At 36.4% G+C, this 26,898-nt stretch carries 32 protein-coding genes, 1 pseudogene and 1 other annotated feature; of the genes and pseudogenes, 27 read left to right on the plus strand and 6 right to left on the minus strand.

Features of this window, described 5'->3' with window-relative positions; all coding sequences use genetic code 11:
• The first annotated feature begins 169 nt into the window (after window positions 1-169).
• On the plus strand, window positions 170-964 hold the full coding sequence (gene uppP / locus DPQ31_RS07025; RefSeq protein ID WP_000796244.1) for a bacitracin resistance undecaprenyl-diphosphatase: 795 nt from the start codon (window positions 170-172) through the stop codon (window positions 962-964).
• A 192-nt stretch (window positions 965-1,156) separates the two neighbouring features.
• Window positions 1,157-1,621 carry an SRPBCC family protein gene (locus tag DPQ31_RS07030; protein WP_208731720.1) on the plus strand — a complete coding sequence of 155 codons (465 nt, stop codon included), beginning with the start codon at window positions 1,157-1,159 and terminating at the stop codon, window positions 1,619-1,621.
• A 36-nt stretch (window positions 1,622-1,657) separates the two neighbouring features.
• Here DPQ31_RS07030 and DPQ31_RS07035 read toward each other — a convergent pair whose 3' ends face one another.
• The gene (locus DPQ31_RS07035; RefSeq protein ID WP_073990710.1) at window positions 1,658-2,245 is read right to left on the minus strand and encodes a thioredoxin family protein; all 588 of its coding nucleotides are present in this window, start codon (window positions 2,243-2,245) and stop codon (window positions 1,658-1,660) included.
• 33 nt (window positions 2,246-2,278) lie between these two features.
• On the minus strand, window positions 2,279-2,710 hold the full coding sequence (locus DPQ31_RS07040; RefSeq protein ID WP_199631454.1) for a regulatory YrvL family protein: 432 nt from the start codon (window positions 2,708-2,710) through the stop codon (window positions 2,279-2,281).
• A 162-nt stretch (window positions 2,711-2,872) separates the two neighbouring features.
• Here DPQ31_RS07040 and DPQ31_RS07045 point away from each other — a divergent pair, with 162 nt between their 5' ends.
• Together DPQ31_RS07045 and DPQ31_RS07050 are read left to right on the plus strand one after the other, a co-directional pair.
• Window positions 2,873-3,292: a MarR family winged helix-turn-helix transcriptional regulator gene (locus DPQ31_RS07045; RefSeq protein WP_000081437.1), complete on the plus strand. Its 420-nt coding sequence runs from the start codon at window positions 2,873-2,875 to the stop codon at window positions 3,290-3,292.
• Window positions 3,293-3,444: 152 nt separating this feature from the next.
• Window positions 3,445-3,600, plus strand: a complete 156-nt coding sequence (locus DPQ31_RS07050) for a hypothetical protein (RefSeq protein WP_000184925.1) — start codon at window positions 3,445-3,447, stop codon at window positions 3,598-3,600.
• Between the two features lie 22 nt (window positions 3,601-3,622).
• Here the strand turns inward: DPQ31_RS07050 and DPQ31_RS07055 are convergent, their stop codons facing one another.
• Window positions 3,623-4,858, minus strand: a complete 1,236-nt coding sequence (locus tag DPQ31_RS07055; RefSeq protein ID WP_097959602.1) for a dicarboxylate/amino acid:cation symporter — start codon at window positions 4,856-4,858, stop codon at window positions 3,623-3,625.
• A 1,003-nt stretch (window positions 4,859-5,861) separates the two neighbouring features.
• Here DPQ31_RS07055 and DPQ31_RS07060 point away from each other — a divergent pair.
• Window positions 5,862-7,205 (plus strand): TrkH family potassium uptake protein, encoded by a 1,344-nt coding sequence (locus tag DPQ31_RS07060; RefSeq protein ID WP_000869131.1) that lies wholly within the window; start codon window positions 5,862-5,864, stop codon window positions 7,203-7,205.
• A gap of 34 nt (window positions 7,206-7,239) precedes the next feature.
• Here DPQ31_RS07060 and DPQ31_RS07065 read toward each other — a convergent pair whose 3' ends face one another.
• Window positions 7,240-7,632: a hypothetical protein gene (locus tag DPQ31_RS07065; protein ID WP_002038267.1), complete on the minus strand. Its 393-nt coding sequence runs from the start codon at window positions 7,630-7,632 to the stop codon at window positions 7,240-7,242.
• A 109-nt stretch (window positions 7,633-7,741) separates the two neighbouring features.
• Here DPQ31_RS07065 and ytfJ point away from each other — a divergent pair, with 109 nt between their 5' ends.
• On the plus strand, window positions 7,742-8,209 hold the full coding sequence (gene ytfJ, locus DPQ31_RS07070) for a GerW family sporulation protein (protein WP_002038268.1): 468 nt from the start codon (window positions 7,742-7,744) through the stop codon (window positions 8,207-8,209).
• A 111-nt stretch (window positions 8,210-8,320) separates the two neighbouring features.
• Window positions 8,321-8,410 (plus strand): hypothetical protein, encoded by a 90-nt coding sequence (locus tag DPQ31_RS07075; RefSeq protein WP_000608227.1) that lies wholly within the window; start codon window positions 8,321-8,323, stop codon window positions 8,408-8,410.
• A 381-nt stretch (window positions 8,411-8,791) separates the two neighbouring features.
• On the opposite strand, the gene DPQ31_RS07080 is transcribed toward DPQ31_RS07075, so the two are convergent.
• Together DPQ31_RS07080 and DPQ31_RS07085 are read right to left on the minus strand one after the other, a co-directional pair.
• A complete protein-coding gene (locus tag DPQ31_RS07080; RefSeq protein ID WP_140154051.1) occupies window positions 8,792-9,031 on the minus strand; it encodes a YkuS family protein in 240 nt (79 codons plus the stop codon).
• 86 nt (window positions 9,032-9,117) lie between these two features.
• Entirely contained in the window at window positions 9,118-9,357 is a 240-nt protein-coding gene (locus DPQ31_RS07085) for a DUF3911 family protein (protein ID WP_000752506.1), read from the minus strand.
• A 59-nt stretch (window positions 9,358-9,416) separates the two neighbouring features.
• Here DPQ31_RS07085 and DPQ31_RS29655 point away from each other — a divergent pair.
• The 20 genes and pseudogenes from DPQ31_RS29655 (at window position 9,417) to DPQ31_RS07185 (ending at window position 26,889) form a co-directional block, all read left to right on the plus strand.
• Window positions 9,417-9,614: pseudogene (locus DPQ31_RS29655) on the plus strand (hypothetical protein).
• Between the two features lie 158 nt (window positions 9,615-9,772).
• Window positions 9,773-10,669 (plus strand): branched-chain-amino-acid transaminase, encoded by an 897-nt coding sequence (gene ilvE / locus DPQ31_RS07095; RefSeq protein WP_001005499.1) that lies wholly within the window; start codon window positions 9,773-9,775, stop codon window positions 10,667-10,669.
• Between the two features lie 16 nt (window positions 10,670-10,685).
• Window positions 10,686-10,913: a binding site (T-box leader), on the plus strand.
• Between the two features lie 73 nt (window positions 10,914-10,986).
• On the plus strand, window positions 10,987-12,687 hold the full coding sequence (ilvB, locus tag DPQ31_RS07100; RefSeq protein WP_016108064.1) for an acetolactate synthase large subunit: 1,701 nt from the start codon (window positions 10,987-10,989) through the stop codon (window positions 12,685-12,687).
• Window positions 12,684-13,193 carry an acetolactate synthase small subunit gene (gene ilvN, locus DPQ31_RS07105; protein WP_000822948.1) on the plus strand — a complete coding sequence of 170 codons (510 nt, stop codon included), beginning with the start codon at window positions 12,684-12,686 and terminating at the stop codon, window positions 13,191-13,193. Before ilvB ends, ilvN begins: the two co-directional genes overlap by 4 nt.
• A 26-nt stretch (window positions 13,194-13,219) precedes the next feature.
• Entirely contained in the window at window positions 13,220-14,230 is a 1,011-nt protein-coding gene (gene ilvC / locus DPQ31_RS07110; protein ID WP_087949116.1) for a ketol-acid reductoisomerase, read from the plus strand.
• Between the two features lies 1 nt (window position 14,231).
• Window positions 14,232-15,752, plus strand: a complete 1,521-nt coding sequence (leuA, locus tag DPQ31_RS07115; RefSeq protein WP_199632474.1) for a 2-isopropylmalate synthase — start codon at window positions 14,232-14,234, stop codon at window positions 15,750-15,752.
• A gap of 75 nt (window positions 15,753-15,827) precedes the next feature.
• The gene (gene leuB / locus DPQ31_RS07120; protein ID WP_000415349.1) at window positions 15,828-16,892 is read left to right on the plus strand and encodes a 3-isopropylmalate dehydrogenase; all 1,065 of its coding nucleotides are present in this window, start codon (window positions 15,828-15,830) and stop codon (window positions 16,890-16,892) included.
• A complete protein-coding gene (leuC, locus tag DPQ31_RS07125; RefSeq protein ID WP_000520121.1) occupies window positions 16,892-18,286 on the plus strand; it encodes a 3-isopropylmalate dehydratase large subunit in 1,395 nt (464 codons plus the stop codon). Before leuB ends, leuC begins: the two co-directional genes overlap by 1 nt.
• Window positions 18,264-18,845: a 3-isopropylmalate dehydratase small subunit gene (leuD, locus tag DPQ31_RS07130; RefSeq protein ID WP_000433199.1), complete on the plus strand. Its 582-nt coding sequence runs from the start codon at window positions 18,264-18,266 to the stop codon at window positions 18,843-18,845. The genes leuC and leuD overlap by 23 nt, the downstream gene beginning before the upstream one ends.
• Window positions 18,846-19,153: 308 nt before the next feature.
• On the plus strand, window positions 19,154-20,416 hold the full coding sequence (locus tag DPQ31_RS07135) for an ATP phosphoribosyltransferase regulatory subunit (RefSeq protein WP_000170288.1): 1,263 nt from the start codon (window positions 19,154-19,156) through the stop codon (window positions 20,414-20,416).
• On the plus strand, window positions 20,392-21,027 hold the full coding sequence (gene hisG / locus DPQ31_RS07140) for an ATP phosphoribosyltransferase (protein WP_001244463.1): 636 nt from the start codon (window positions 20,392-20,394) through the stop codon (window positions 21,025-21,027). Before DPQ31_RS07135 ends, hisG begins: the two co-directional genes overlap by 25 nt.
• A gap of 11 nt (window positions 21,028-21,038) precedes the next feature.
• Window positions 21,039-22,328 (plus strand): histidinol dehydrogenase, encoded by a 1,290-nt coding sequence (gene hisD / locus DPQ31_RS07145; RefSeq protein ID WP_000402921.1) that lies wholly within the window; start codon window positions 21,039-21,041, stop codon window positions 22,326-22,328.
• Entirely contained in the window at window positions 22,328-22,912 is a 585-nt protein-coding gene (gene hisB, locus DPQ31_RS07150; RefSeq protein WP_001249957.1) for an imidazoleglycerol-phosphate dehydratase HisB, read from the plus strand. The genes hisD and hisB overlap by 1 nt, the downstream gene beginning before the upstream one ends.
• Entirely contained in the window at window positions 22,913-23,542 is a 630-nt protein-coding gene (hisH, locus tag DPQ31_RS07155; protein WP_000560641.1) for an imidazole glycerol phosphate synthase subunit HisH, read from the plus strand.
• Entirely contained in the window at window positions 23,515-24,234 is a 720-nt protein-coding gene (hisA, locus tag DPQ31_RS07160; protein WP_000402303.1) for a 1-(5-phosphoribosyl)-5-[(5-phosphoribosylamino)methylideneamino]imidazole-4-carboxamide isomerase, read from the plus strand. Before hisH ends, hisA begins: the two co-directional genes overlap by 28 nt.
• Window positions 24,228-24,986: an imidazole glycerol phosphate synthase subunit HisF gene (gene hisF, locus DPQ31_RS07165; protein WP_208731721.1), complete on the plus strand. Its 759-nt coding sequence runs from the start codon at window positions 24,228-24,230 to the stop codon at window positions 24,984-24,986. Before hisA ends, hisF begins: the two co-directional genes overlap by 7 nt.
• The gene (gene hisI, locus DPQ31_RS07170) at window positions 24,983-25,288 is read left to right on the plus strand and encodes a phosphoribosyl-AMP cyclohydrolase (protein WP_000803971.1); all 306 of its coding nucleotides are present in this window, start codon (window positions 24,983-24,985) and stop codon (window positions 25,286-25,288) included. The genes hisF and hisI overlap by 4 nt, the downstream gene beginning before the upstream one ends.
• A 10-nt stretch (window positions 25,289-25,298) precedes the next feature.
• Window positions 25,299-25,622, plus strand: coding sequence for a phosphoribosyl-ATP diphosphatase (gene hisE / locus DPQ31_RS07175; RefSeq protein WP_000390406.1), 324 nt, complete (start codon window positions 25,299-25,301; stop codon window positions 25,620-25,622).
• Between the two features lie 12 nt (window positions 25,623-25,634).
• On the plus strand, window positions 25,635-26,654 hold the full coding sequence (locus tag DPQ31_RS07180; RefSeq protein ID WP_000861850.1) for a histidinol phosphate phosphatase domain-containing protein: 1,020 nt from the start codon (window positions 25,635-25,637) through the stop codon (window positions 26,652-26,654).
• 67 nt (window positions 26,655-26,721) lie between these two features.
• Window positions 26,722-26,889: a YozQ family protein gene (locus DPQ31_RS07185; protein WP_001118878.1), complete on the plus strand. Its 168-nt coding sequence runs from the start codon at window positions 26,722-26,724 to the stop codon at window positions 26,887-26,889.
• Window positions 26,890-26,898 lie beyond the last annotated feature (9 nt).

Below are 26,898 nucleotides of genomic sequence, written 5' to 3' on the forward strand. Positions count from 1 at the left end.
TCCGATAAAAAAACAATCCTTCCTATCATACAATTTAATCAAAAAATAAAAAAGAAATACGCACCAGTATATATATAAGCAATAAAAAAAGGATGCACATTGAAAAGGGATAAGGTATTATGATAAGGTGTGAAAAAATTACATATTCGTTATTAAGGAGGCACTACTCGTGGCTGATTGGTTAATTGGAATAATCATGGGTGCTGTTGAAGGTTTAACAGAATTTTTACCAGTTTCATCAACAGGACATATGATTTTAACAGGTCATTTACTTGGATTTGACGACGAGAGAGCGAAAGTTTTCGAAGTTGTTATTCAATTGGGATCGATTTTAGCAGTTGTTGTTATATTTTGGAAGCGTTTATGGTCTTTAGTTGGCATAGGTAAAGTAACAGACGGACCGTCGTTGAATTTATTACATATTATTATTGGGATGATTCCTGCTGGCATACTTGGCGTATTATTCCATAGTACAATTAAAAAAGTTTTATTTGGTCCAGGACCAGTTGTCATTAGTTTAATAGCTGGTGGTATTTTAATGATTGTTGCTGAGAAGTTTTCAAAACCAAGTACAGCAAGAACGTTAGATGAAATCACATATAAACAAGCATTTACAATTGGAATGTTCCAATGTTTAGCGCTTTGGCCAGGGTTCTCTCGTTCTGGATCAACAATAAGTGGTGGTTTATTAGCTCGCGTGTCTCATACAGCGGCAGCTGAATATACGTTCATTTTAGCAGTTCCAATGATGGTAGCTGCAAGTGGTTTAGATTTAATTAAAAGCTGGGATATATTAAGTACAGCTGATATACCGTTATTTGCAACAGGATTTATTACAGCATTTGTTGTTGCGATGCTTGCAATTGTTTCATTCTTAAAATTATTAGCACGTGTAAAACTAACACCGTTTGCTTACTATCGTTTCATTTTAGCTGCGGTATTCTATTTCTTCTTCATTATGTAAGAAGAAATCACCAGAAATACTCTATAGATTAGACGCTTGAAAAAGTCTACTCTATAGGGTATTTCTTTTATAGCAGGAGAAAATAAAGTTTTTGCTCTCATTTACTTGTATTTCACTATGTAAAATATGACATAATGATTTTGTTACATTAATATAGAGAAAATTTATAGGGTATTTGAGAGGAGCAGTTTAGTGAGTTTTGCAATAGAGATAGTAATTCCCGCACCAATTGATGTTGTGTTTGATTATGTACATAATGACGAGAAAATACTAGAATGGAGTACCTTTATGGTAGAAAATAGGTATCCTTCAAATATAGATGTTGAAAAACCTCGTGAAGGTGATAAATATATATCTGTGCAAAAAATGGGGAAGAAAATATATGAATTTGAGGCGGAAATTTTAGAGTATAATGAACCGTATATCGTATCAGTTGGATGTGAAATGAAACAAGGTTATACTGCTGCAACTTATATGTTAGAAGAGGATGAAGAAGGTACATCGCTTACTTTAATCGTAGAATTTGAACCGAAGAACTTTATATATAAGATTATGTACAAGTTGACTGGATGGATGACGCGTGCGGTATATATGGGTGAGATGGAGCGTTTAGCAGAGTGCGTAGATGTTGCATATTCTCAGAAAAAAAGATTATGATTTTGCAAAAAAAAACTGCCGATTTCGGCAGTTTTTTTATTTTACTATTTTTTCAATCATACTTTCCATTACATGTTCCCAAAGAGAAGTATCATCAGCTAATGTAGCACGGAAATTAGCATACATTTCTTTCTGTTTTTCTTCGAATGTTGGATCTTCTTTTTCAGGCAATGTAGCGCGCATTGAAGTTACTAATTCTTGTACTTTTGGAGCGCGTGGTCCAAAGACAGCTTGTTCATTTCCGTCTTTATCAATGAAAATAAAGATTGGAATTGCACGTGCTGTTCCATTTGTTAAGTATTGATCCATTAATTCCAAGTTTTCATCACGAATTAATAAGCTCATATCAATATTTGCAACTTCAGAAATTCGTTTCATAACAGGTACGCATAAAAGAGCGTCTCCGCACCAGTCGGCTGTTAATACGATAACACGCCAGCCATCATTTTGGCGTTCTTCTAAAACTGGGAGTAATTCATTTGGAATTAAAAAGTTATTGTAAATATGTAATAGCTCATATTGGTTTACTTTCATTTCATTTACATATGTATCAAAGGACATACCTTTATCAGCCCATTGTTGTAAGTTCATAATTAACACCTCTTTAGTATGATTTGCTTTTATTGTACCAATTTTTATATAGAAAAGCTTGTATTCTTACTCTTTCTTATCACTAAATAATATATTTAGTGTGTAAAGGAATAGTGCGACACATAGTTCAGCTATGTTGGACATTTGTACGCTCTCTATCCAGTCGTCGGCAGTATGAATGACGAACCAATCTAGTGTAATTTCAATAATGGAGAGAAGAGCAATTGAGAGCCAATTTGGCATACTTGTCATCATTGGCTGTAGGAGCGATTTAAAGAAAATGAATATAAAATATGTAATACCATCTAATAAAAGAATAAGTAAAAAAAAGAGTAGTATAGCTGTTCGTGAAGAGTATTCTATACCCGTAATTTGAAAGATTCCTACATATACAAAAAATATAAATGTAAAAAATGTGATGAGAATAAAAACAACAAAACTAATAACGATAGCCCTATCTTTTAGACTGAGATTAGAAAATTTGTCTTCCTCACTCATTACTTAAACTCCTTTTTCTGGAAAATCAAGTTTATTGTATCACGAAATGCATATTAAAAAACTACGAATTATGGGAAAATAAGGTGACAAAAAGTAAGATTTCATGTAAAATTATTAATAAGGTTTTTATTTAACTAAATGAAATAAAAGGGGCTGTCAAAGTTGTCTCAAAATAGAGAACAATTAATGGAAGAACTATCGACAAATGTTTTTGCGATGTTTCGCACGTTGCGTAATGACATTGGAAAAATATTTGGTGGTTACATACCGTGGAATGAGTTCATCGTCCTTAGAATATTGAATCGTACAAATAAAGAAATGGTATCACGTGTCGCTAATGAGTTAAATGTGTCGAATAGTCATATTACAGCTGTTACAGAAAAATTAATTAATAAAGGTTTCGTAACCCGTTCACGTTCTACATCAGATCGCCGAGTTGTATATTTAGAGATTACAGAACAAGGGAAAGATTTAGTTGCGAAAATGGAAGAGGCGAAAAAACGATACTTACAAGAAAGATTTTCCGCACTTTCAGAAGATGAAATGAATGTAATGATTTCTATCTCCCAAAAACTTATTTAATTAACTACAAACGAGAAAACGTTTACCTAGTGAAAAAGAAGACCTTCCTTATATGTGGAAGGTCTTCTTTCTTGTGTAATAGCTTATAAAAATAAAATGTGTATGAAAAAAGATAGAGCGCCATACTACTAATAATGGAAGGAGGGAGAAATATGACGAATCGTAATGGTAGTAAAGGAAGCGCGAATCAAGGTTCACCAAAATCAGGAAAGTTTAATCAGGAATTTAGTACTGAATTTGAAACTGGTAACGATAATAAAGGGAAAGAATATCGTTCAAAAAAAGGAAGTAAATCAAAAAAGGAGTGAATCATTTCACTCCTTTTTTGATTTAAGATGCTGCCGATTGATCTGTATTATATTTTTCTTCTGATTTTGCGACAATCATTGCGCAAATTGCATCACCGGAAATATTTACAGCTGTTCTAGACATATCTAGGATGCGATCAATACCGATAATTAAAGCAATACCTTCTACTGGTAGGTTTACTTGATTTAAAACCATTGTAAGCATTATAAGTCCAACACCTGGTACACCAGCAGTGCCGATACTAGCTAGTACAGCAGTTAATACGACCATGGCTAATTGTGCTAATGTAAGTTCAACTCCGTACACTTGAGCGATAAATACAGTTGCCACACCTTGCATAATGGCAGTGCCATCCATATTAATCGTTGCACCTAGTGGTTGTACAAAGGAGCTTATCGCTTTTGGAACTCCAAGTTTTTCTTGTGCCGTTTTCATTGCGAATGGAAGAGATGCATTAGAGCTAGATGTACTAAATCCAATTGCCATTACTGGTCCGAAATGTTTAAAGAAACGAATAATACTTTCTTTTGCTAATATCTTTAATAAGCCGCCATATATGAAGACACCGTGAATAATGAGTACTAACATAACGACTATCATATACTTGAACATCGCAGCGACGCCTGCAAGCCCCATTTTACCAACGGATGAAGCAAGCAAACCAAATGTTCCAATTGGGGCTAATTTCATAACGAGATTAACAAGATACATCATTAATTCGTTGCCCTGTTCAAGTAATGAATGGATACCTTGAACTCGTTTTCCTAAAACAGCTAAACCGAGTCCGATTAATGCAGCAAAGACAATAATTTGTAACATGTTACCATCAGCCATCGCTTTAGCTGGATTATCTGGCACAATATTCAGCAATGTATCGACGAAAGATGTTTCAGTTTTTGCACCTTCATACGTAAGCCCGTCTGTTTTAAAGTTACCGCCAGTTCCTGGTTTGATGATAAGTGCAAATGTCACTGCAATAGAGATAGCAACTGCTGTTGTGACGAGAAAGAATGAAATTGATTTTAAACCGATTCTTCCAAGTTGTTTCGGATCTCCAAGACCAGCAGCCCCTAGTACGATGGAAATGAATACAACAGGAACAACTAGCATTTTAATGAGTCGAATAAACAGTTGGCCAATTGGGTTAAACACATATTGATTTAAAGGTTCAAAAATAGATGGTGCAGCTAAATTTAAAGTGAGTCCAACAATTAGACCAAGAAACAATGCAAGTAAGATCGCTTTTGTTTGCTTCAATAAAATCCCCCCTTGTTTTTGTACAATTACTTTCTAAATGAATTGTACCGAAAAAATCCCTGTTTTGACAATATTTTCTGGAAATTTCGCAAGGTTTTATTTGTTTTTATATGAATAGTCTGATTTTGCTGTAGTTTATAGAAAGAATAAATTTCAGAAAATAAAATAGACCATCACATAGGATGGTCAAAGGAAGGGGACAATTTATGTCAATTTAATTAGGGATGGAAGCTATTCAGAGACACTGGGGAATGTCTTAAATTAGGGAGGAACAGCTTCGATACATATACTATAAAAGATAGATGTGACCCTCGTGTGAACATAGAGTGAAAGAGAGAGGGAGTTTAAAAAAGATAGAAAGACAAAAAAATAAGACCATCGTATAAAAGATGGTCAAAGGAAGGGGACAATTTATGTCAATTTAATTAGGGATGGAAGCTATTCAGAGACACTGGGGAATGTCTTAAATTAGGGAGGAACAGCTTCGATACATATACTATAAAAGATAGATGTGACCCTCGTGTGAACATAGAGTGAAAGAGAGAGGGAGTTTAAAAAAGGATAGAAAGACAAAAAAATAAGACCATCGTATAAAAGATGGTCAAAGGAAGGGGACAATTTATGTCAATTTAATTAGGGATGGAAGCTATTCAAAGACACTGGGGAATGTCTTAAATTAGGGAGGAACAGCTTCGATACATATACTATAAAAGATAGATGTGACCCCCATGTGAACATAGAGTGAAAGGTATGGGGATTTGAAAAATAGTACATATAAAATTATTGTTGCAAGAGTTGTAGAGTTAAGAGAAAGATAATAGAAAGTTTTTCTGTCATAAAATGAAGTAAAGTTCGAATATAAATAAAAGTTGAAATCTATGAAAAAAAGGATTATGCTCAACTATGTTATGAGAATATAAGGTTTATCCCGCTACTTGTAGGTTCTTAAAAACCTGTATTTATGAGAGGATAGAAGCTTCACTTAATAAAGGGAGTTAGTGATATGAAAGTAACAAAAAGACAAAGTTTGTATAATCGTTTTATACAATTAAACCCACCACAAATATTAGCATTAGGTTTTTTCTGCTTAATTGTGGCCGGAGGTTTGTTATTAAAGTTACCATTCGCAACGAAAGTACATATTAGTTGGGTAGATGCTTTTTTTACAGCAACGTCGGCAGCGACTGTAACGGGTTTAGGAGTAGTAGATACTGCAAGTACGTTTACGATGTTTGGTGAAATTGTTATTATGTTTCTAATTCAAACAGGTGGTTTAGGTCTTATGACAATTGCCATTTTAATTGTTTGGGTACTAGGTAAAAAAATTGGCTTACGCCATCGATTATTAATTGGAGAAGCATTTAATCAAACAAATATAGGTGGTCTTGTAAAATTAGTAAAACGTGTCTTTATTTTTTCTATTTGTATTGAATTCATTGGAGTCATCTTTTTATCGTTTCGCTTTATTCCAGAGTTTGGTTTTGGGAAAGGTTTATACTATAGTATTTTCCATGTAATTGCTTCCTATAATAATGCGGGGTTTGCTCTTTGGCCAGATAATTTAACAAGGTATGTAGGAGACCCTATTATTAATATTGGAATTTGTTCCTTAATTGTAATAGGAGGACTCGGTTTTACCGTATTAATTGATATATGGTATAGTCGTAGTTTTCGAAAATTATCACTTCACTCAAAAATAATGATTATTGGAACAGTAGCGCTAAATGTTATAGCAATGATTGTGATTTTTGTATTGGAATATAATAATGTGAAGACGTTAGGTAATTTATCTTTAAATGAAAAGTTATGGGCGTCTTTCTTTCAAGGTATTACACCTCGTACAGCTGGTTTTAATACAGTTGACTATGGAGGGATGGAAGAATCATCTATATTATTTACGATGGTTTTAATGTTTATCGGTGCAGGAAGTGTATCGACGGGTGGAGGTATTAAATTAACGACGTTTGTTATTTTAATTACATCTGTCCTTTCTTTCTTTAGAAAGAAGGAGGAAATTGTTTTATTTCAGCGTACAATTAAAATGTCGACAGTAACGAGAGCGTTAGCAATTGTCGTTGCCAGTCAAATACTTATTTTTACAGCAGTATTTGTATTAATGCTTACAGAAGACTTTAGCTTTATTCAGCTACTATTTGAGACAATTTCAGCATTTGGCACAGTTGGATTAACGATGGGGATTACTGCGAAGCTATCAGCATTTGGAAAATGTATTATTATGTTTGTTATGTTTTGTGGATTAATTGGACCGCTAACACTTGTGTTTTCTTTAGCACGCCCAGCAAAACAAAAAATAAAATATCCATCAGAAGATGTATTTACAGGATAAGGTATCTCGCATAAAGCGAGATACCTTTTTCTTTTTAAAAAAGGGAGAACAATAAACCGATAAGTGCTACACGGAATAAAATCGCGATGAGTGCAGCAATTCCACCAACAATGGCAGCGATACCACCAGTTACAGTAGCTCCGCGATTATAAGCGTAAATTCCTAGTAATACAGAAACAAGACCAAATAGTGTTGGGAAGGTGAAGAGTGATAATATAGATAAGGCAAGAGCGATAAAACCGGCAGTTGATCCAGCGGCAGACGATCTTACATCATCTTTATCTTCTTTCTTATCGTAATCATAATCAATGCGCTGTGGTGCAACTTCAGCTGCATATTCTTCTTTATAGTCACTATAATCACTATCTATTCTATCTCTTTTTTTGTAATCATCAAATTTCTCAGTCAAAGTCATGACTCCTTTCATAACAAGGTTCAATAGTAGTATGTATCTCTTTTTCTTTTTTATCCGAGGATAGGCAGGGAGTAATATCCATGTAGAAGAAAATTGTTTTTTTGAAATAGGAAAAGTTAGTATGACTTCCTCTATTTTGGAAAGTATAAAAAGGAATAATGAGGAAAGGGTGCAGTACATAATGGAACATCCAATTGAAAATTTAATGAAAACAGCGATGACAAATTTAAAAGAGATGGTAGATGTAAATACGATTGTTGGAAGTCCGGTTTCGACAGCTGACGGAAATGTAGTATTAACAGTATCTCAAGTGGCGTTTGGTTTTGGAGCTGGTGGAAGTGACTTTAAAGGGGATTTCATTACTGAAAAACATAATGGTGGACAAGGTCAGCATAAAGAGAATAAGCCAGGGCATCCATTTGGAGGCGGAAGTGGGGCTGGGGTTTCCATTAGTCCCGTTGCTTTTTTAGTAGTTGGTTCTAACGGAGTACAAGTATTGCATCTTAACAGTAGTACACATTTAATTGAAAAAGCTTTAAACACTGTACCAAGTACTGTAGATAAATTTGTGAATGGTCGTCAAAAGTGAACTTGCAATTTTTAGGAATTGTGATATATTAGAAAAAGTGCGCTTTAGGATGATCGGAATAATTGAAATGTAAATATATAATAAGATGTGTGGAATAAGGGAGAGGAATGTATGATTAATATTAAAAACTTAGTAGTTGGCTTATTTATGTTAGTAAGCGGCTTTGTTGTATATGTAATAAAAGAAAAAGCTCCATTCTAAAACAGACAAACCGTTACTGTCTGTTTTTAATTTGTAAAAAATATTGACAAGTTACCGTATTGGTGTTAGAATTTTAATTCGTGTCTCGGTTACAGCTAGTGTAAAGTAAATATCTCTTATGAATACAATACGAAAAGTTTGCGAAAGATCGGGTAATTTTATCAACAACTTTTGTGAACAAACCCTATAAATTGTATTTGTAAGCCATATATGTATACTAGTGAATCAAGGAGCGGTCATTGGAACCGTAATGATGAGAGAGAGGTAGGGCTTTCATCCAGTATATGTTACTTTCCCGTTAGGTGAATATAAAAAAGAGGACTCCTTTTTTAAAAGGAGTCCTCTTTCTTTTGTGTGTTATACCATAAGGAGAAATGACTTTTAAATGCGGTTCTCAACTTGCTGACAAATTTCATCTGTTGTTAAACCATGAGCTGTAATTATCGATCCTTTTATTGATGTATCTGCAATCCCCATCACATTAGAATCTTGCCCAGTTACAACACAACAATCGCAGCCTTGTGCATCATGTTCTGAGTTAAGTGTAACGACTTCATGTCCTTGTTGCTGAAGAGCTTGTTGAACATCTGTTAATGAGTTTTCAACGCCAATTCTAGCCATAATTCTCACCTCCTACCATCTAGTTGCTAGTATGCTCAAGTCTATAGCATATATTTATGAAAAGATGGTAGGAAGCATATATTTGTTTAGTCGTTATAAACACCAGTAAGCATTTGACTAACGAATTGATCGTTTAATGTATCCTGTGCGGAAGAAGGATTAGATTGAATATCGATTGAAGCGATAAAATTATTATGTTCTTTGTTATTCGGTTCTACCTCTACATAATTATCGAATTTACAAAAACCTTTCGTATCCATTAGATCAAATAGTTGTAGCATTTCAACTACCTCTTGTCTCGTTCCTTTAATTTGTACACAAGCCATATTTATTTCCTCCTTCATTTTGACAAATTGTTTTTTAAAAATAGGATTATGATTTCGAAATAAAAATTATGAATGTTATTTTTACACAGCACTAATTTTTTTATTTTCCCCCTTTTTCAGCAAAAGTCGTTATATATTCCCGAATTTATAAAATCGGACGTCCGTTTATTGAATACAATAGATTCGTACCTCTTAGAGAAAATCCTTCTTTTAAACAAATATTTTTTTTAGTGGAAATTGGCGAAAAAAATTTTTGACTTTTTGTAAACGTTAACAATGTTGTTAAATCAATATAATTAAAGATGTACGTACGATTAAAAATTAAAAATTTTCTAAAAATTTACTTGATTTATTTAGAAAGGAGAGTAAACTAGGAAACAATAAAAAATTCATAGAACATAGGAGGCGCTTTCCAGTGAACGAACAATGGATTTTCTTAAATGGAGAATTTGTTCCAAAAGACGAAGCAAAAGTTTCAGTATATGATCATGGCTATTTATATGGCGATGGAGTGTTTGAAGGCATTAGAGTTTATAGCGGTAATGTTTTCCGTTTGAGAGAGCATCTTGTCCGGTTATATGAATCAGCGAAATCCATCATGTTAGAAATTCCATATTCGTTAGATGAAGTAACGAATATTGTTGTTGAGACGATTCGACAAAATAAATTATCTAATGGATACATTCGCCTTGTTGTATCGAGAGGAGCAGGAAATCTTGGGTTAGATCCTGATTCTTGTAAGACACCGAATGTAGTAGTAATTGCAGAACAACTATCTTTATTCCCACAAGAATATTATGAAAAGGGGATTCCAGTTGTAACAGTTGCAACGCGCCGAAATCGACCAGATGTTTTATCACCTCAAGTAAAATCTTTAAATTATTTAAACAATATTTTAGTTCGTATTGAAGCGAAATTAGCTGGAGTACAAGAAGCACTTATGTTAAATGATCAAGGATACGTAGCTGAAGGTTCAGGAGATAACGTATTTATTGTAAAAGGAAATAAATTAATTACACCACCAAGTTCTGCTGGAGCGTTAGAAGGTATTACACGAAACGCAATTTTAGAAATCGGCGAAAAACTTGGGTATGACGTAAGAGAAGAGTTATTTACAAGGCACGATGTATATGTAGCTGATGAAGTATTTTTAACAGGAACAGCTGCTGAAGTTATTGCTGTTACGACAGTAGATGGTAGGACGATTGGTTTAGGAAAAACGGGACTACATACGAATCGTTTACTAGAAGAATTCCGTAAATTAGTTGTAGAAGATGGAGAGAAAATTTACGAAGAAAATAAAGTTGGATAATAACTCTTTATGAAATGAGAAAGCGTTGATAGGGAGGAGTAGTTGATTGTGAAGCCTCACAGAGAGTCGGTGGTTGCTGGAAACCGATGGTTCACGTCGACGAACATCGCCTTTGAGTGCTAAGCTGAAGCATTTGGTTAGGCTTAGACGGTAGCTCCGTTATTAGCTAGACTCATTTATGGGTCACTGAGGCAAGAGTATTCTTGCGAAGAAGGGTGGTACCGCGAAATCTTTCGTCCCTTCAGCACATAGCTGGAGTGTGGACGTAGGATTTTTTTTATTTATAAATTTTTTTTTAAAGGGGGCTTATAAGAACAATGTCTTCAAAAACGGAAGAGAAACTGGCAACTGGTGCACAGCTATTGTTAGAAGCGCTAGAAAAGGAAGGCGTAGAAGTGATTTTCGGTTATCCGGGTGGTGCCGTTTTACCTCTTTATGATGCGCTTTATGACTGTGAAATTCCGCATATTTTAACAAGGCATGAGCAAGGGGCCATTCATGCAGCTGAAGGGTATGCCAGAATTACTGGAAATCCAGGGGTTGTAATTGCAACAAGCGGGCCTGGTGCTACAAATGTTATTACTGGTCTAGCTGATGCGATGATTGATTCATTGCCACTTGTTGTATTTACAGGGCAAGTAGCAACAACGTTAATTGGAAGTGATGCTTTCCAAGAAGCGGATATTATGGGGCTTACGATGCCAGTGACAAAACATAATTATCAAGTGCGAAAGGCCTCGGATTTACCTCGAATTATTAAAGAAGCATTTCATATCGCTAGAACAGGAAGACCAGGTCCAGTCGTAATTGATCTTCCGAAAGATATGGTAGTAGAACAAGGGGAACGATGTAGTGACGTGCAAATGGATTTACCAGGGTACAACCCTAATTATGAACCGAATCTACTCCAAATAAACAAATTATTACAAGCAATTGAGATTTCAAAAAAACCGTTAATTTTAGCTGGAGCAGGTGTATTGCATGCGAAAGCTTCGAAAGAATTAACAAGTTTTGCTCGTAAATATGAAATTCCTGTTGTGCATACGTTACTTGGTCTTGGTGGTTTTCCGCCAGATGATGGACTATTTCTAGGGATGGGAGGAATGCATGGTTCTTACACAGCCAATATGGCGCTATATGAATGCGACTTACTGATCAATATTGGTGCGAGATTTGATGATCGTCTTACTGGGAATTTAGCTTATTTTGCTAAAGAGGCGACTGTTGCACATATCGATATTGATCCAGCAGAAATCGGAAAAAATGTGCCGACTGAAATTCCTATTGTTGCAAGTGCTAAGCGAGCTTTGAAAGTATTACTTCAATCAGAAGGGAAGAAAGAAAATCATCATGAATGGCTCATTTTATTAAAGGGTAGAAAAGAAAAATATCCACTCTCTTACAAACGAAATCCTGAAAGTATTAAACCTCAATACGCAATTGATATGCTATATGAAATTACGAAAGGAGAAGCGATTGTAACAACAGACGTTGGGCAACATCAAATGTGGGCAGCGCAATATTATCCGTTGAAAAATCCAGATAAATGGGTAACTTCTGGAGGATTAGGAACGATGGGATTCGGATTTCCAGCAGCAATTGGTGCACAAATTGCAAAGCCAGAAGAACTAGTTATTGCAATTGTAGGTGACGCTGGGTTTCAAATGACTCTGCAAGAATTAAGTGTCTTAAAAGAACATTCTTTGCCTGTTAAAGTTTTTATTTTAAATAATGAAGCTTTAGGAATGGTAAGACAATGGCAAGATGAATTTTATAATCAAAGATATTCGCACTCTTTACTATCGTGCCAACCAGATTTCGTCGCTCTTGCGAATGCGTATGGCATAAAAGGAATTCGCATAGATGATCCACTTCTTGCAAAGAAGCAAATACAGCATGCGATTGAATTACAAGAGCCAGTCGTAATTGATTGCCGTGTACTTCAATCAGAAAAGGTAATGCCGATGGTTGCGCCAGGGAAAGGTGTTCACCAAATGGAGGGAGTGGAAAAAAGGTGAAGAGAATTGTTACAGCAACAGTTCGAAATCAAAGTGGTGTGTTAAACCGAATTACAGGTGTTATGACACGAAGACATTTTAATATTGAAAGTATTTCAGTAGGTCATACGGAATCATCGGACATATCGCGGATGACGATTGTTGTACACGTTGAAAATGAACAGCAAGTGGAGCAGTTAATTAAACAACTTCATAAACAAATTGATGTTTTGAAAGTATCAGATATTACAGAAGAAGCAATGATTGCTAGAGAATTGGCACTTATTAAAGTCGCAACGTCTGTAGCAAGAGCAGAATTATATAGTTTAATTGAGCCATTTCGAGCCGCTGTAATAGATGTTGGGAAGGATTCCATAGTTGTGCAAGTAACAGGTACGCAGGAGAAGGTAGAAGCGTTAATTGAATTACTTCGTCCATACGGTTTGAAAGAAATTGCTAGAACAGGTGTAACAGCATTTACACGTAGTATGAAAAAGCAAGATAAGCAAGTTATGTTAATTCAATAATCATTTAAATATAGGGGGAAATGAAAATGGCAAAAGTATATTATGAAAAAGATGTAACGGTAAATGTATTAAAAGAAAAGAAAGTTGCGATCATCGGATACGGCTCACAAGGTCATGCGCATGCACAAAACTTACGTGATAACGGATTTGATGTAGTAGTAGGTTTAAGAAAAGGCAAGTCTTGGGATAAAGCGAAAGAAGATGCATTTTCTGTATATACAGTAGCAGAAGCAGCAAAACAGGCGGATGTAGTAATGATTTTATTACCTGATGAACTACAACCAGAAGTATATGAAGCTGAAATTGCACCAAATCTACAGGCCGGAAACTCTCTCGTGTTCGCACATGGATTTAATGTTCACTTTGATCAAGTGAAACCACCAGCGAATGTAGATGTATTTCTAGTAGCACCAAAAGGTCCAGGACATTTAGTGCGCCGTACGTTTAGTGAGGGCGGTGCGGTTCCAGCGCTGTTTGCAGTATATCAAGATGCAACAGGAGTTGCTACTGAAAAGGCACTTTCTTATGCAGATGGAATTGGAGCGACGAGAGCTGGAGTATTAGAAACGACGTTTAAAGAAGAAACAGAAACAGATTTATTTGGCGAGCAAGCAGTACTTTGTGGTGGAGTGACTGCACTTGTAAAAGCAGGGTTTGAAACGCTAGTTGATGCAGGATACCAGCCTGAACTTGCATATTTTGAATGTTTACATGAACTGAAACTTATTGTTGATCTTATGTACGAAGGTGGTCTTGAAAATATGAGATATTCTGTTTCAGATACAGCGCAGTGGGGAGACTTCGTATCAGGACCACGTGTTGTTACGGAAGATACGAAGAAAGCGATGGGTGAAGTACTAGCTGAAATTCAAGATGGTACTTTTGCAAGAGGATGGATTGCAGAGCATAAAGCAGGAAGACCAAATTTCCATGCGACAAATGAGAAAGAAAATGAACATGAAATTGAAGTAGTTGGACGTAAATTACGTGAAATGATGCCTTTCGTACAACCGCGTGTAAAGGTAGGGATTAAATAATATGAAGCAGGTTTTGTTCATGGATACGACGCTACGTGATGGCGAACAATCACCAGGAGTGAATTTAAATGAACAAGAGAAATTGCAAATTGCAAGGCAATTAGAGAGACTTGGTATTCATGTAATGGAAGCTGGCTTTGCAGCAGCTTCCGAAGGCGATTTTCAATCGGTAAAGCGCATCGCAAATACCATTCAAAATGCTACAGTTATGAGTTTAGCTAGAGCGAAAGAAAGTGATATTCGAAGAGCATATGAAGCTGTGAAAGGTGCCGTATCTCCTCGTTTACATGTATTTTTAGCTACGAGTGATATTCATATGAAATATAAACTTTGTATGTCAAAAGAAGATGTGTTAGATAGTATTTATCGCTCGGTTACGCTTGGGAGATCTTTATTTCCGACAGTGCAATTTTCTGCAGAAGATGCGACAAGAACATCAAGAGATTTTTTAGCTGAAGCAGTAGAAGTTGCGATTCGTGCAGGAGCGAATGTAATTAATATTCCGGATACAGTTGGATATACGAATCCGGAAGAATATTATTCTCTTTTTAGATACTTACAAGAATCCGTTCCATCATATGAAAAAGCGATTTTTTCTTGTCATTGTCACGATGATCTTGGGATGGCGGTGGCAAATTCGTTAGCTGCGGTTGAAGGTGGAGCACTGCAAGTAGAAGGAACGATTAATGGCATTGGAGAAAGAGCAGGGAATGCTGCATTAGAGGAGGTCGCAGTTGCTCTTCATATTAGAAAAGATTTCTATAAGGCGGAGCCTTCGATGACGCTAAAAGAGATTAAATCGACAAGTACATTAGTAAGTAGGTTAACGGGTATGGTTGTACCGAAAAATAAAGCGATTGTGGGAGCAAATGCTTTCGCTCACGAATCAGGCATTCATCAAGATGGTGTTTTAAAAGAAGTGACAACATATGAAATCATTGAACCAGCACTTATAGGAGAATCTCAAAACCTATTTGTACTTGGCAAACATTCTGGGCGTCACGCATTTACAGAAAAAATGAAAGAACTAGGCTATGAATTTACAAACGAAGAACGCGATGTGGTGTTTGAAGCGTTTAAAAAATTAGCTGATCGTAAAAAGGAAATTACGGAAGAAGATCTACGTGCACTTATGCTTGGTGAAGCAGCTTTTGCAGCGCAGCAATATAACATTACGCAATTGCAAGTACACTTCGTATCGAATAGTACACAGTGTGCGACAGTTGTATTGAAAGATGAGGCGGGAACTATATACGAAGATGCAGCGACTGGTTCTGGAAGTATTGAAGCAATATACAATGCAATCCAAAGAATTTTAGGATTAGAATGTGAATTGGCAGATTATCGCATACAATCTATTACACAAGGTCAAGACGCACTTGCTCATGTTCATGTTGAATTAAAAGAAGGAACGCATCAAGTATCAGGTTTTGGTGTTGCGCAAGACGTATTGGAAGCATCGGCGAGAGCATATGTTCATGCAGCTGGAAAATTGAAATCGTTTATAGCGCTTGTAAAATAAGGGTTTGATAGGTGAGTGAAGCTTTCCTCACCTATCAAAAAAGTTCTGAAAATTCAGTTAAAAGGAGTGTTAAAATTGGAAAAACGTATCGTTTGTTTAGCTGGTGATGGTGTCGGCCCGGAAATTATGGAAAGTGCAAAGGAAGTATTGCATATGGTAGAGAGACTATATGGGCATCATTTTCATTTGCAAGATGAGCACTTTGGTGGTGTTGCTATTGATTTAACGGGGCAACCATTACCACAGCGAACACTTGCCGCTTGTTTAGCGAGTGATGCGGTTTTACTTGGGGCAGTTGGTGGACCTCGTTGGGATGGTGCGAAAGAAAGACCGGAGAAAGGATTATTAGCTTTAAGAAAAGGACTTGGTGTATTTGCGAATGTTCGCCCTGTAACGGTAGAAAGCTCAACTTCGCATTTATCCCCATTAAAAAATGCTGATGAAATTGACTTCGTTGTCGTTCGTGAATTAACAGGTGGTATTTATTTTTCTTATCCGAAAGAGCGAACGGAAGAAGTCGCAACGGATACACTTACGTATCATCGTCATGAAATTGAACGTATCGTTTCTTATGCTTTTCAATTAGCGAGTAAGAGATCGAAAAAAGTAACGTCTATTGATAAGGCGAATGTTTTAGAATCTAGTAAATTATGGAGAACTGTTACGGAAGAAGTCGCTCTTCGTTATCCTCATGTTGAGTTAGAGCATATTTTAGTAGATGCAGCTGCTATGGAGTTAATTCGGAACCCAAAGAGATTTGATGTTATCGTAACAGAGAATTTGTTTGGTGATATTTTAAGTGATGAGGCTTCTGTATTAGCAGGATCATTAGGAATGCTTCCATCAGCGAGTCATGCGGAAAACGGGCCATCTTTATATGAGCCTATTCACGGTTCAGCACCGGATATTGCAGGGAAAAATAAAGTAAATCCAATTGCGATGATGCGTTCGGTTGCGATGATGCTTGGGCAATCATTTGGATTAACGAGAGAAGGATATGCGATTGAAGAGGCAATTTCTGCAGTTCTTCAATCTGGAAAATGTACAGTTGATATTGGGGGAGATGAGACGACAACTTCATTTACGAAGGCGGTTGTTCAAGAAATGGAAGAGCAGGCACTAGTAGGGAGAGGAAGATAATGGGGAAAAGGTTGCTAGATAAACTTTGGGAAAGACATGTAGTTACAACAAATGAAAATGGATTGGATTTATTATATATTGATCTTCATCTCGTTCATGAAGTAACTTCACCGCAAGCCTTTGAAGGCTTGCGGCTTGCAAATCGAACTGTTCGGAGACCGGAATTAACGTTTGCAACGATGGATCATAATATTCCAACGAAAGATGTTTGGAATATTACCGATCGCATTGCGAAGCAGCAATTGGATACACTTCGTGAAAATTGTAAACAATTTGAGGTGCGATTAGCTGATATTGGTGATGAAGAGCAAGGAATCGTTCATGTTATCGGGCCGGAACTTGGACTCACACAACCAGGGAAAACGATTGTTTGTGGTGATAGCCATACAGCAACTCACGGTGCTTTCGGCGCGCTAGCGTTTGGTATTGGTACGAGTGAAGTGGAACATGTATTAGCAACTCAAACGTTGTGGCAACGAAAACCGAAAGCGATGGGGATTGAATTAACAGGAAAGTTACCGAAAGGCGTTTATGCAAAGGATATTATTTTACATCTTCTCTCAAAGTACGGTGTAGCGGTTGGGACTGGGTATGTAATGGAATTCTACGGAGAGACGATTCGTGATATGGGAATGGAAGAGAGAATGACACTTTGTAATATGGCAATTGAAGGAGGAGCGAAAGCAGGCATTATTGCACCGGATGAAAAAACATTTTCTTATGTAAAAGGGCGTAAATATGCACCAAAAGACTATGAATCTTTCACGGAAAAATGTTCGGAGCTTTATACGGATTCAGATGCAATTTATGATTTACATATTTCAATAGATGTTACGAGTCTAGCTCCATACGTAACTTGGGGAACAAATCCTAGTATGGGTGTTCCTATTGATGAAAAGTTACCAGAAAAGCATAACGAAAATGATGAAAGAGCATTTTCATATATGGGATTGAGCCCTGGACAAAGTACGTTTGAAATTCCTGTTAAGCATGTCTTTATTGGTTCTTGTACAAATTCACGTTTATCTGACTTAGAAATTGCTGCATCTGTTGTAAAAGGGAAAAAGGTAAAAGAAGGTGTGCGAGCACTCGTTGTACCAGGATCAAAAAGTGTGAGAGAGCGGGCAATGCAAAAAGGCTTACATCACATATTTGAAGAAGCGGGGTTTGAATGGAGAGAGCCTGGATGTTCAATGTGCCTTGGGATGAATCCAGATCAAGTACCTGAAGGAGAACATTGTGCGTCTACTTCAAATCGTAATTTTGAAGGAAGGCAAGGGAAAGGGGCAAGAACACATTTAGTAAGTCCAGCTATGGCAGCAGCAGCTGCATTATATGGGCATTTTGTTGATATTAGAAAGGAGAGTTACGATGGAGCCATTTCGTATTCATAAAGGTACTGCCGCAGTACTTATGAATGATAACATTGATACAGATCAAATTATTCCGAAACAATACTTAAAGAGAATTGAAAGGACAGGATTTGGAAAGTATTTATTTGATGAGTGGCGTTACGATAATGAGCGCCATGAAAATCCTAATTTTCCCCTTAATGCACAAGAACGAAAGGGAGCAAGTATATTAATTACAGGTGATAATTTTGGATGCGGTTCTTCAAGAGAGCATGCTCCGTGGGCCCTTGCTGATTATGGTTTCCGCGTTATTATCGCAGGGGGATTTGCAGATATTTTTTATATGAATTGTATGAAAAATGGTATGTTACCGATTGTAATGGATAAAGAGATGCGTGAACAACTTGCTACAATAAATGCGAGAGATCAAATGGAAGTCGATTTAGAGAATGAAGTCATTACTACAAATACGCACAGGTTTCATTTTACAATCGAGAAAATGTGGAAAGAAAAATTATTAAATGGTCTAGATGAAATTGCCATTACGATGCAATATGAACAAGAAATTGAAGAGTATGAAAGAAAAGTAGCTTTATATTAAGAAATAACGGAATATTAAAAATGTATTTACATTCAGAATTAACTGTTATATACTATGGAAAAATCAGAGGAGAAAGGGAGTAAGTATTATGAATATCGTACAATCTATTAAAATGCTTACACAACTACATCATCATACATGAAACCCTTGAACCTAACGTGAAAACGTGTAGGCACAAGGGTTATTCCCGTTGTACCTACACTCTACTAAAGAGCCTTGTAGGTATTTTGTCTACAAGGCTCTTTTTATTTTCGGTTTGGGTGAATGGAGTGGGCATACATTAGAAAGGGAAGGGCGTGTGAATTCAGATGACAAAGTGGAAGCGGGCAAATCCGAATGGAACGAGAGATTACTTATTTGAAGAATGTACGTTAATTGAAGAAGTGGAACAAAAATTAAGACATACATTTTTAGAGAGAGGCTATGAGGAAATAAGGACACCTACAATTGAATTTTATGATGTGTTTGCTTTTCAAAATCGGCCGATAGATGAAGAGAAGATGTATAAATTTTTTGATGAAAAGGGACGGATTATCGTGTTACGTCCAGATATGACGATTCCTTTAGCGAGAGTAATTGGAACGCAAAGGTGGGATACGCCTCTTAAGGTGACATATAGTGGAAATGTATTTCGGGCGAATGAGTCTCTGTCTGGAAAATATAATGAAATTGTACAAAGTGGTATTGAAATTATCGGGATTGATAATATAAGAGCTGAAATTGAATGTGTGATAAGTGTAATGCAAGCACTACAAAGGTTGAAGGTACAATCTTTTACAATCGAAATTGGGCAGGTAGAGTTATATAAATGTATTGTAAAAAAGCTCTCTATTCATGATGAAGAAGAGAGAGTACTTAGAACGTATATAGAAAGCAAAAATTATGCTGCTCTCTCAAATTTTATCGGAGAAAAGAAATTAGATCGGTGCGATGAAACAGTAAAATTACTTGAGAAATTACCAAGGTTATTTGGGAATTTAGAGGTTATTGAGGAAGCTGAAAAACTCGCCTCAAGTAATGAAATGAAAATGGCCATTGCAAGAGTGAAAGAAATATATGAAGCGGTTGAAAGGCTAGGCTATGGACCTTACATATCCATTGATTTAGGCATGATTCAACATTTGGACTATTATACGGGTATTATTTTCAAAGGGTATATATATGAAATTGGAGAAGAGATTGTTAGTGGTGGAAGATACGATGAGTTAATTGGGAATTTTGGAGAGATGGTGTCAGCGGTTGGCCTCGCGGTGCAAGTAAATCAAATAGTCAAGGCACTTCAAGAGCAACAAGAATCTTATAAACGAGAGCCAATAGATATGATGATACATTATGAATTGAATAGATTAGCGGAAGCTGAAAGGTTAAGAAACTTACTTCGAAAGGACGGGAAGAATGCCCAGTTATCTTTATTCTCTAATTTAAACGACACATTTCAATTTGCAAAAAACAATAAAATAGTAACGGTCGTTGAGGCAAGGAATGAATCATTGGTGGAATATGTATGGAAAGAGAAATGGGTCGTTCAGAAAGAAGGGGAGACTTCATGCGTAACATTCAAATTGCGTTAACGAAAGGAAGATTAGAGAAACATGTTATCCCGCTGTTTGAGAAAATTGGAATTGATTGTTCAGAGCTTAAAGATAAAGGGAGAAAGCTTGTCTTTCAAAGTAAAAATACAAATATTTCATTTATTTTAGTAAAAGCGGTTGATGTTGCTACTTATGTAGAACATGGAGTAGCTGATATTGGGATCGTTGGAAAAGATATTTTAATGGAAAACGAGAAAGATATATATGAAATGTTGGATTTAGGAGTGGGTATGTGTAAATTTTGTGTCGCTTCTATTCCTACGTATAATCCGAAGAGTTACCGAAAGAAACGAATTGCTACGAAATATCCACACATCACTTCCAATTATTTTCACGAAAAGGGAGAAGATGTAGAAATCATAAAAATAGAAGGTTCTGTAGAAATTGCTCCGCTTCTTGGATTAGTAGATGCGATTGTTGATATTGTTGAAACAGGAAAAACACTACAAGAGAATGGGCTCATTGTATTTGAGGAAATGTATTCTATATCCGCTCGAATGATTGTAAATAAGGCAGCTTTAAAAACTAAAAAAGACGAAATATTCAGTATTATAAACATGATGGAGCAAGAAATTTTATCAGGGAAATAGGAGGGCTTACAATGGAGATCATTTATGAAGACTTCAAGGAGGCATTATCCAAAATAAAAGTGTTGCGAGAAAACGCTAATATAATAGAAGAAACTGTTCAAAGAAGTGTAAGGGAAATCGTTCAAAACGTAAGAGAAAGTAAAGATGAGGCTTTATCTTTCTATACAAAAAAGCTTGATGGTGCGGATGTTAAAAATTTTCGTGTAAGTGAAGAAGAAATAAAACAAGCAAGTGCGTTTGTAGAACTTTCTTTTTTAGAGGCGCTACAAGAGGCGAAAAAAAACATTATCTCATATCATGAAAAGCAAAAGAGGCAATCTATGTTTGATTGCGAAAGTGATGGGATAATTAGAGGGCAGCTCATTAGACCGTTAGAAAATGTAGGTGTATATGTGCCAGGCGGGAAGGCATCGTATCCCTCTTCAGTATTAATGAATGTATTGCCAGCCAAACTGGCAGGTGTGAAAAAAATTGTAATGGTAACACCGCCAAGGCAAGAAGGAATTGACCCGCATATATTAACTGCCGCAGGTCTTGCAGGTGTAGATGAAGTTTATATGGCTGGTGGTGCCCAGGCAATCGCTGCTTTAGCGTATGGGACGGAATCGATTCCGAAAGTGGATAAAATAGTTGGACCGGGAAATTTGTACGTCGCTTTAGCGAAGCGAGAAGTATACGGAATAGTAAATATCGATATGATTGCTGGGCCATCAGAAATTGTAGTTATCGCTGATGAAACAGGCAATGCCAAATATATCGCTGCTGATTTATTATCGCAAGCAGAACATGACGAGAGGGCAACAGCGATTTGTATTACAACGAATATAGAACTAGCTAAAGAAGTAGGAAGAGAGATAGAAAGACAGTTAGAAACATTACCAAGAAGTGAAATCGCTCGTGAATCAATCAAAAGAAATGGAGCCATTTTTATCGTTTCTTCTTTAGATGAGGCACTAAAGTTATCAAATGAAATTGCTCCAGAACATTTAGAGTTACATATAAAAGAGCCAATGAATGCTCTAGCTTATGTGAAACATGCAGGCTCTATTTTCCTTGGGCCATATGCACCAGAGCCGCTCGGCGATTATTTGGCAGGACCGAATCACGTTTTACCGACAAGTGGAACAGCAAGATTTTTTTCCCCGTTATCAGTCGATGATTTCGTAAAAAAATCAAGCTTTCTTTCTTATACAGAGGAAGCGTTAAAAAATGTACAACATCATATTGTAGAACTGGCAAATAAAGAAGGTTTATACGCACACGCAAGAGCAGTCCAAATGAGATTTGAGGAGGAAGAATAATGCGACAGTCGAGTCAAGTACGTGAAACGACAGAAACAAAAATTAAATTAAGTTTGCAGCTTGATGAAAGTACGAATGTTTCTATTCAAACAGGAGTAGGTTTTTTTGATCATATGCTAACTTTATTTGCAAGGCATGGACGATTTGGTTTACAAATTGAAGCTGAAGGTGACGTGTTTGTCGATGCACATCACACGGTTGAAGATGTTGGAATTGTACTCGGAAATTGCTTGAAAGAAGCATTGCAAAATAAAGAGAGTATTAATAGGTACGGTTCCGCATATGTACCGATGGATGAATCTTTAGGTTTTGTCGCAATTGATATAAGTGGACGTTCCTATATTGTGTTTCAAGGCGAGTTAACAAATCCGAAATTAGGCGATTTTGACACAGAATTAACGGAAGAGTTTTTTAGAGCAGTTGCTCATGCAGCAAATATTACGTTACACGCTCGTATTTTATACGGGAGTAATACACATCACAAAATTGAAGCTTTATTTAAGGCATTTGGTCGAGCGCTTAGAGAGGCAGTCGAAAAAAATGACAACATTACTGGTGTAAATTCAACGAAGGGGATGTTGTAATTGATTGCTATTGTAGATTATGGGATGGGAAATATTCGTAGTGTGGAACAGGCATTAAAATATATTGGAGCAGAGTATATCGTAACGGATGATAGAGAGGAAATATTGAGAAGTGATGGCGTTATTTTACCAGGAGTAGGGGCATTTCCGAAAGCGATGGACGTTCTAGAAGAAAAAAAATTAGTATTTGTGCTAAAAGAGGTTGGAAATTTAGGGAAACCGTTCCTTGGTATATGTTTAGGTATGCAACTTTTATTTGAAAAAAGTGAGGAATTAAAAGACTGTAGCGGATTAAGTTTATTGCCAGGTGTTATTCGGAAATTAAAAGTGCCTTATAAAATTCCACATATGGGATGGAATGAATTGAAGAAAGAAGGAGAAATACCACTTTGGAATGGAATAGAAGACGGTTCTTTCGTATATTATGTCCACTCTTATTATGCAGATTGTCCAAAGGGAATTGTGTATGGGGCAAGCGAGTATGGGGTGCAAGTACCTGGTTTTGTAGCGAAAGGAAATGTATTTGGAGCGCAGTTTCACCCTGAAAAAAGTGGGGAAGTCGGAATACAAATTTTAAAGAATTTTAAAGGGGTGGTAGAAGCATGGAAATTTTCCCAGCTATCGATTTAAAAGAAGGGCGATGTGTCAGACTTTATCAAGGAGAGTTTAGTAAAGAAACGGTTATGAATGAAGATCCGGTTGCACAAGCGATCATATTTGAAAAGCTTGGAGCGAAAATATTACACATTGTTGATTTAGACGGTGCAATTGCTGGAGAGTCTTTAAATTTGTTTATCATTGAAAGAATATGCAGGGCGGTACGTATTCCTGTGCAAGTTGGAGGAGGAATTCGATCGCTTGTAGCAGTGGAGAAGTTATTGTTAGCAGGTGTAAAAAAAGTCATTTTAGGAACAGCTGCTCTTTATGATAAGTCATTTTTAGAGGAAGCAGTTCGGCTATATAAAGAGAAAATAATTGTTGGAATTGATGCGAAAAATGGTTTCGTAGCAACTAGAGGTTGGCTTGATGTGTCTGAAATTTCTTATATTCATTTAGCGAAGCAAATGGAGAGTGTAGGTGTTCAAACGATTGTATTTACAGATATCTCGAGAGATGGGACACTTGCAGGACCAAATTTTGAGCAATTAGGGTTATTGCAAAAAAGTGTGGGTATTCGTCTCATTGCCTCTGGAGGAGTGGCGTCTATTCAAGATGTGAAAAGGTTAAATGATATGAATATACATGGTGTTATCATTGGTAAGGCTCTTTACGAGAATACAATTGATTTAGAAGAAGTGCTAGAGGTAACAAAGCTATGTTAGCGAAACGAATTATTCCATGTCTAGATGTGAAAGAAGGGCGAGTCGTAAAGGGTGTAAATTTTATAGGATTACAAGATGTCGGTGATCCTGTTGAAATAGCGGCTTTATATAATGATGCGGGAGCAGATGAAGTTGTATTTTTAGATATTACTGCGACACATGAAGGGCGAAAAACGATGATAGATGTTGTAGAAAAAACTGCCTCAAAAATATTTATTCCTCTTACAGTAGGCGGGGGGATTTCTAATATTCAAGATATATACAATCTGCTACGAGCCGGTGCGGATAAAATTTCAATTAATTCAGCAGCAGTACGGAATCCAAAACTAATTCAGGAAGGTGCAGAACATTTTGGCTCGCAATGTATTGTTGTAGCAATCGATGCTAGAAAAGTAGCAGAAGGTAAATGGAATGTATACGTAAATGGCGGGAGGGTTGATACAGGAATGGATGCAATCGAATGGGCGAAGCACGCCGTACAATTAGGGGCAGGAGAAATTTTGCTAACGAGTATGGATGCAGATGGAACGAAGGATGGATACGATCTTCAGTTAACAGAAGCAATTTCAAGTAGCGTTTCCGTCCCGGTAATTGCATCAGGAGGATGTGGTCATGCGGATCACATTATAGAGGTATTTAAAAAGACAACAGTCGACGCAGCGCTAGCAGCATCAATCTTTCATTATGGTGAAGAGACTGTGCAGGATGTAAAGAGAAAATTAAGAGAAGCAAACGTTGAGGTGCGACTATGAAGCCTAACTTCTCAAAAGGGTTATTACCAGCAGTGGTGATAGAGGAAGATACGAAAGAAGTTTTAATGCTCGCTTACATGAATGAAGAAGCGTATGAAAAGACGTTAGAAACAAAAAGGACGTGGTTTTATTCTCGCTCAAGACAATCGTTATGGAATAAAGGAGAAACATCGGGCAATATGCAGTATGTTCGATCCCTTTATTTAGATTGTGATCAAGATTCAATTGTAGTTGTTGTAAAGCAAGTAGGACCTGCTTGTCATACGGGAGAGAAAACATGTTTTCATTATAAAGTTATATAGGGGGATGAAGATGGAAGATGTCCTTAAATTATTATTTGAAACAATTGAAGACCGAAAGGAAAATCCATTGCCAGAATCATATACAAATTATTTATTTTCAAAAGGAGAAGATAAAATTTTAAAGAAAATTGGGGAAGAGTGCTCTGAAGTGATCATTGCTTCTAAAAATAATGATAAAAAAGAACTAGTAAAAGAAATGGTTGATGTGTTTTATCACTGTTTTGTTCTATTAGCCGAAAAAAACATTTCACTAGAAGATGTTATGGAAGAAGTGAAAGAAAGAAATGGAAAGCTTTCGAGAGTAGGGGAACGAAAAGAAATAGATACGTTATAAGGGGGAATATGTATGAAAGTGGATTATCATCTTCATTTAGAAGAAGGGCCTTATTCAATAGGTTGGCTTGCCAAAATAAATGAAACGCTACAATATTATGAGCCGCTTCAAGAAGAAAGACATTCTATCGAATGGCTTATGAAGACGCAAGAACGCCTGCAAAGACGTGTGAAGGAAGGACCATTTACAGCGAAATGGATTGATTTATATTTAGAAGAGGCATTGCGAAAAGGTATAAAAGAAGTTGGGATTGTGGATCATTTATACCGCTTTCATGAGTCGAAAGTATATTATGAAAAATATGTGAATATTAGTGATTCGAAGCTTGGGCGTTTACAGAAGGAATGGTTAGACCAAGTAAGAGTAGTTTCACTATACGATTTTACAAAGTCGATTGAAGAGGCGAAAGAACGATGGAGTAAAAGAGGCGTTACACTTAAACTTGGAATTGAAGCGGATTATTTTATTGGCTGTGAAGAAGAGCTAAAAGAATTGTTAGCACTAGGAGACTTTGATTATGTAATTGGGTCTGTTCATTTTTTAAACGGCTGGGGGTTTGATAATCCAGATACGAAAGAATATTTTGAAGAGCATGATTTACATATACTATATGATACGTTTTTCAAAACAGTTGAGAGTGCAGTTCGTTCCGAATTATTTGATATTATAGCCCACCTTGATAACATAAAAGTATTTAATTACAGGTTGGATGAGAATGAACAGCTTTTTTATTATAAGAAAATAGCCCGTGCATTAGTAGAAACTAATACCGCAACAGAAATAAATGCGGGATTGTACTATCGTTATCCTGTACGGGAAATGTGCCCGAGTCCACTGTATTTACAAGTGTTAGCTAAACATGGTGTTCCCATTACTATTTCTTCAGATGCTCATTATCCGAATGATTTAGGGAAATACGTAAAAGAAAATGTGCAAACATTACGAAATCATGGTATTACTCATATCGCAACATTTACGAAACGAGCAAGAGTAATGAGACTACTTGAAGAAGAAGTAACAATTATAAAATGACCCACGATTTTTTGATGAAAATCTTCCTTTTTGTTCAAAATAAGAAAGAAAAAAAGGAGGGTAAGAAATGGCGAAACAACAAAATAAACAAAATGTACAAGGTGCACAGCAACAAGCTTATACTTCTGAAACGAATGCTGCATCTCAATCAGTTATTGAGGAGCAAATTAGCGATACAGTTGCAGAAGGAACAATTGATGTAAAGCTCGGAAAAGAATCGCAGGAAAAAGCGTAAGAAGAGGGG

Source organism: Bacillus sp. COPE52, assembly GCF_003355115.1.
GTDB classification, from domain to species: domain Bacteria; phylum Bacillota; class Bacilli; order Bacillales; family Bacillaceae_G; genus Bacillus_A; species Bacillus_A toyonensis.

What these genes read in the sequence shown, in the direction of transcription:
- DPQ31_RS07040 (WP_199631454.1), bottom strand. Translation starts at nt 2,710, where the DNA reads ATGAGTGAGGAAGACAAATTTTCTAATCTCAGTCTAAAAGATAGGGCT.
- DPQ31_RS07050 (WP_000184925.1), top strand. Translation starts at nt 3,445, where the DNA reads ATGACGAATCGTAATGGTAGTAAAGGAAGCGCGAATCAAGGTTCACCA.
- DPQ31_RS07060 (WP_000869131.1), top strand. Translation starts at nt 5,862, where the DNA reads ATGAAAGTAACAAAAAGACAAAGTTTGTATAATCGTTTTATACAATTA.
- DPQ31_RS07065 (WP_002038267.1), bottom strand. Translation starts at nt 7,632, where the DNA reads ATGAAAGGAGTCATGACTTTGACTGAGAAATTTGATGATTACAAAAAA.
- ytfJ (WP_002038268.1), top strand. Translation starts at nt 7,742, where the DNA reads ATGACTTCCTCTATTTTGGAAAGTATAAAAAGGAATAATGAGGAAAGG.
- DPQ31_RS07075 (WP_000608227.1), top strand. Translation starts at nt 8,321, where the DNA reads ATGATTAATATTAAAAACTTAGTAGTTGGCTTATTTATGTTAGTAAGC.
- DPQ31_RS07080 (WP_140154051.1), bottom strand. Translation starts at nt 9,031, where the DNA reads ATGGCTAGAATTGGCGTTGAAAACTCATTAACAGATGTTCAACAAGCT.
- DPQ31_RS07085 (WP_000752506.1), bottom strand. Translation starts at nt 9,357, where the DNA reads ATGGCTTGTGTACAAATTAAAGGAACGAGACAAGAGGTAGTTGAAATG.
- ilvB (WP_016108064.1), top strand. Translation starts at nt 10,987, where the DNA reads ATGTCTTCAAAAACGGAAGAGAAACTGGCAACTGGTGCACAGCTATTG.
- ilvC (WP_087949116.1), top strand. Translation starts at nt 13,220, where the DNA reads ATGGCAAAAGTATATTATGAAAAAGATGTAACGGTAAATGTATTAAAA.
- leuA (WP_199632474.1), top strand. Translation starts at nt 14,232, where the DNA reads ATGAAGCAGGTTTTGTTCATGGATACGACGCTACGTGATGGCGAACAA.
- leuC (WP_000520121.1), top strand. Translation starts at nt 16,892, where the DNA reads ATGGGGAAAAGGTTGCTAGATAAACTTTGGGAAAGACATGTAGTTACA.
- leuD (WP_000433199.1), top strand. Translation starts at nt 18,264, where the DNA reads ATGGAGCCATTTCGTATTCATAAAGGTACTGCCGCAGTACTTATGAAT.
- DPQ31_RS07135 (WP_000170288.1), top strand. Translation starts at nt 19,154, where the DNA reads ATGACAAAGTGGAAGCGGGCAAATCCGAATGGAACGAGAGATTACTTA.
- hisG (WP_001244463.1), top strand. Translation starts at nt 20,392, where the DNA reads ATGCGTAACATTCAAATTGCGTTAACGAAAGGAAGATTAGAGAAACAT.
- hisD (WP_000402921.1), top strand. Translation starts at nt 21,039, where the DNA reads ATGGAGATCATTTATGAAGACTTCAAGGAGGCATTATCCAAAATAAAA.
- hisB (WP_001249957.1), top strand. Translation starts at nt 22,328, where the DNA reads ATGCGACAGTCGAGTCAAGTACGTGAAACGACAGAAACAAAAATTAAA.
- hisA (WP_000402303.1), top strand. Translation starts at nt 23,515, where the DNA reads ATGGAAATTTTCCCAGCTATCGATTTAAAAGAAGGGCGATGTGTCAGA.
- hisF (WP_208731721.1), top strand. Translation starts at nt 24,228, where the DNA reads ATGTTAGCGAAACGAATTATTCCATGTCTAGATGTGAAAGAAGGGCGA.
- hisI (WP_000803971.1), top strand. Translation starts at nt 24,983, where the DNA reads ATGAAGCCTAACTTCTCAAAAGGGTTATTACCAGCAGTGGTGATAGAG.
- hisE (WP_000390406.1), top strand. Translation starts at nt 25,299, where the DNA reads ATGGAAGATGTCCTTAAATTATTATTTGAAACAATTGAAGACCGAAAG.
- DPQ31_RS07180 (WP_000861850.1), top strand. Translation starts at nt 25,635, where the DNA reads ATGAAAGTGGATTATCATCTTCATTTAGAAGAAGGGCCTTATTCAATA.
- DPQ31_RS07185 (WP_001118878.1), top strand. Translation starts at nt 26,722, where the DNA reads ATGGCGAAACAACAAAATAAACAAAATGTACAAGGTGCACAGCAACAA.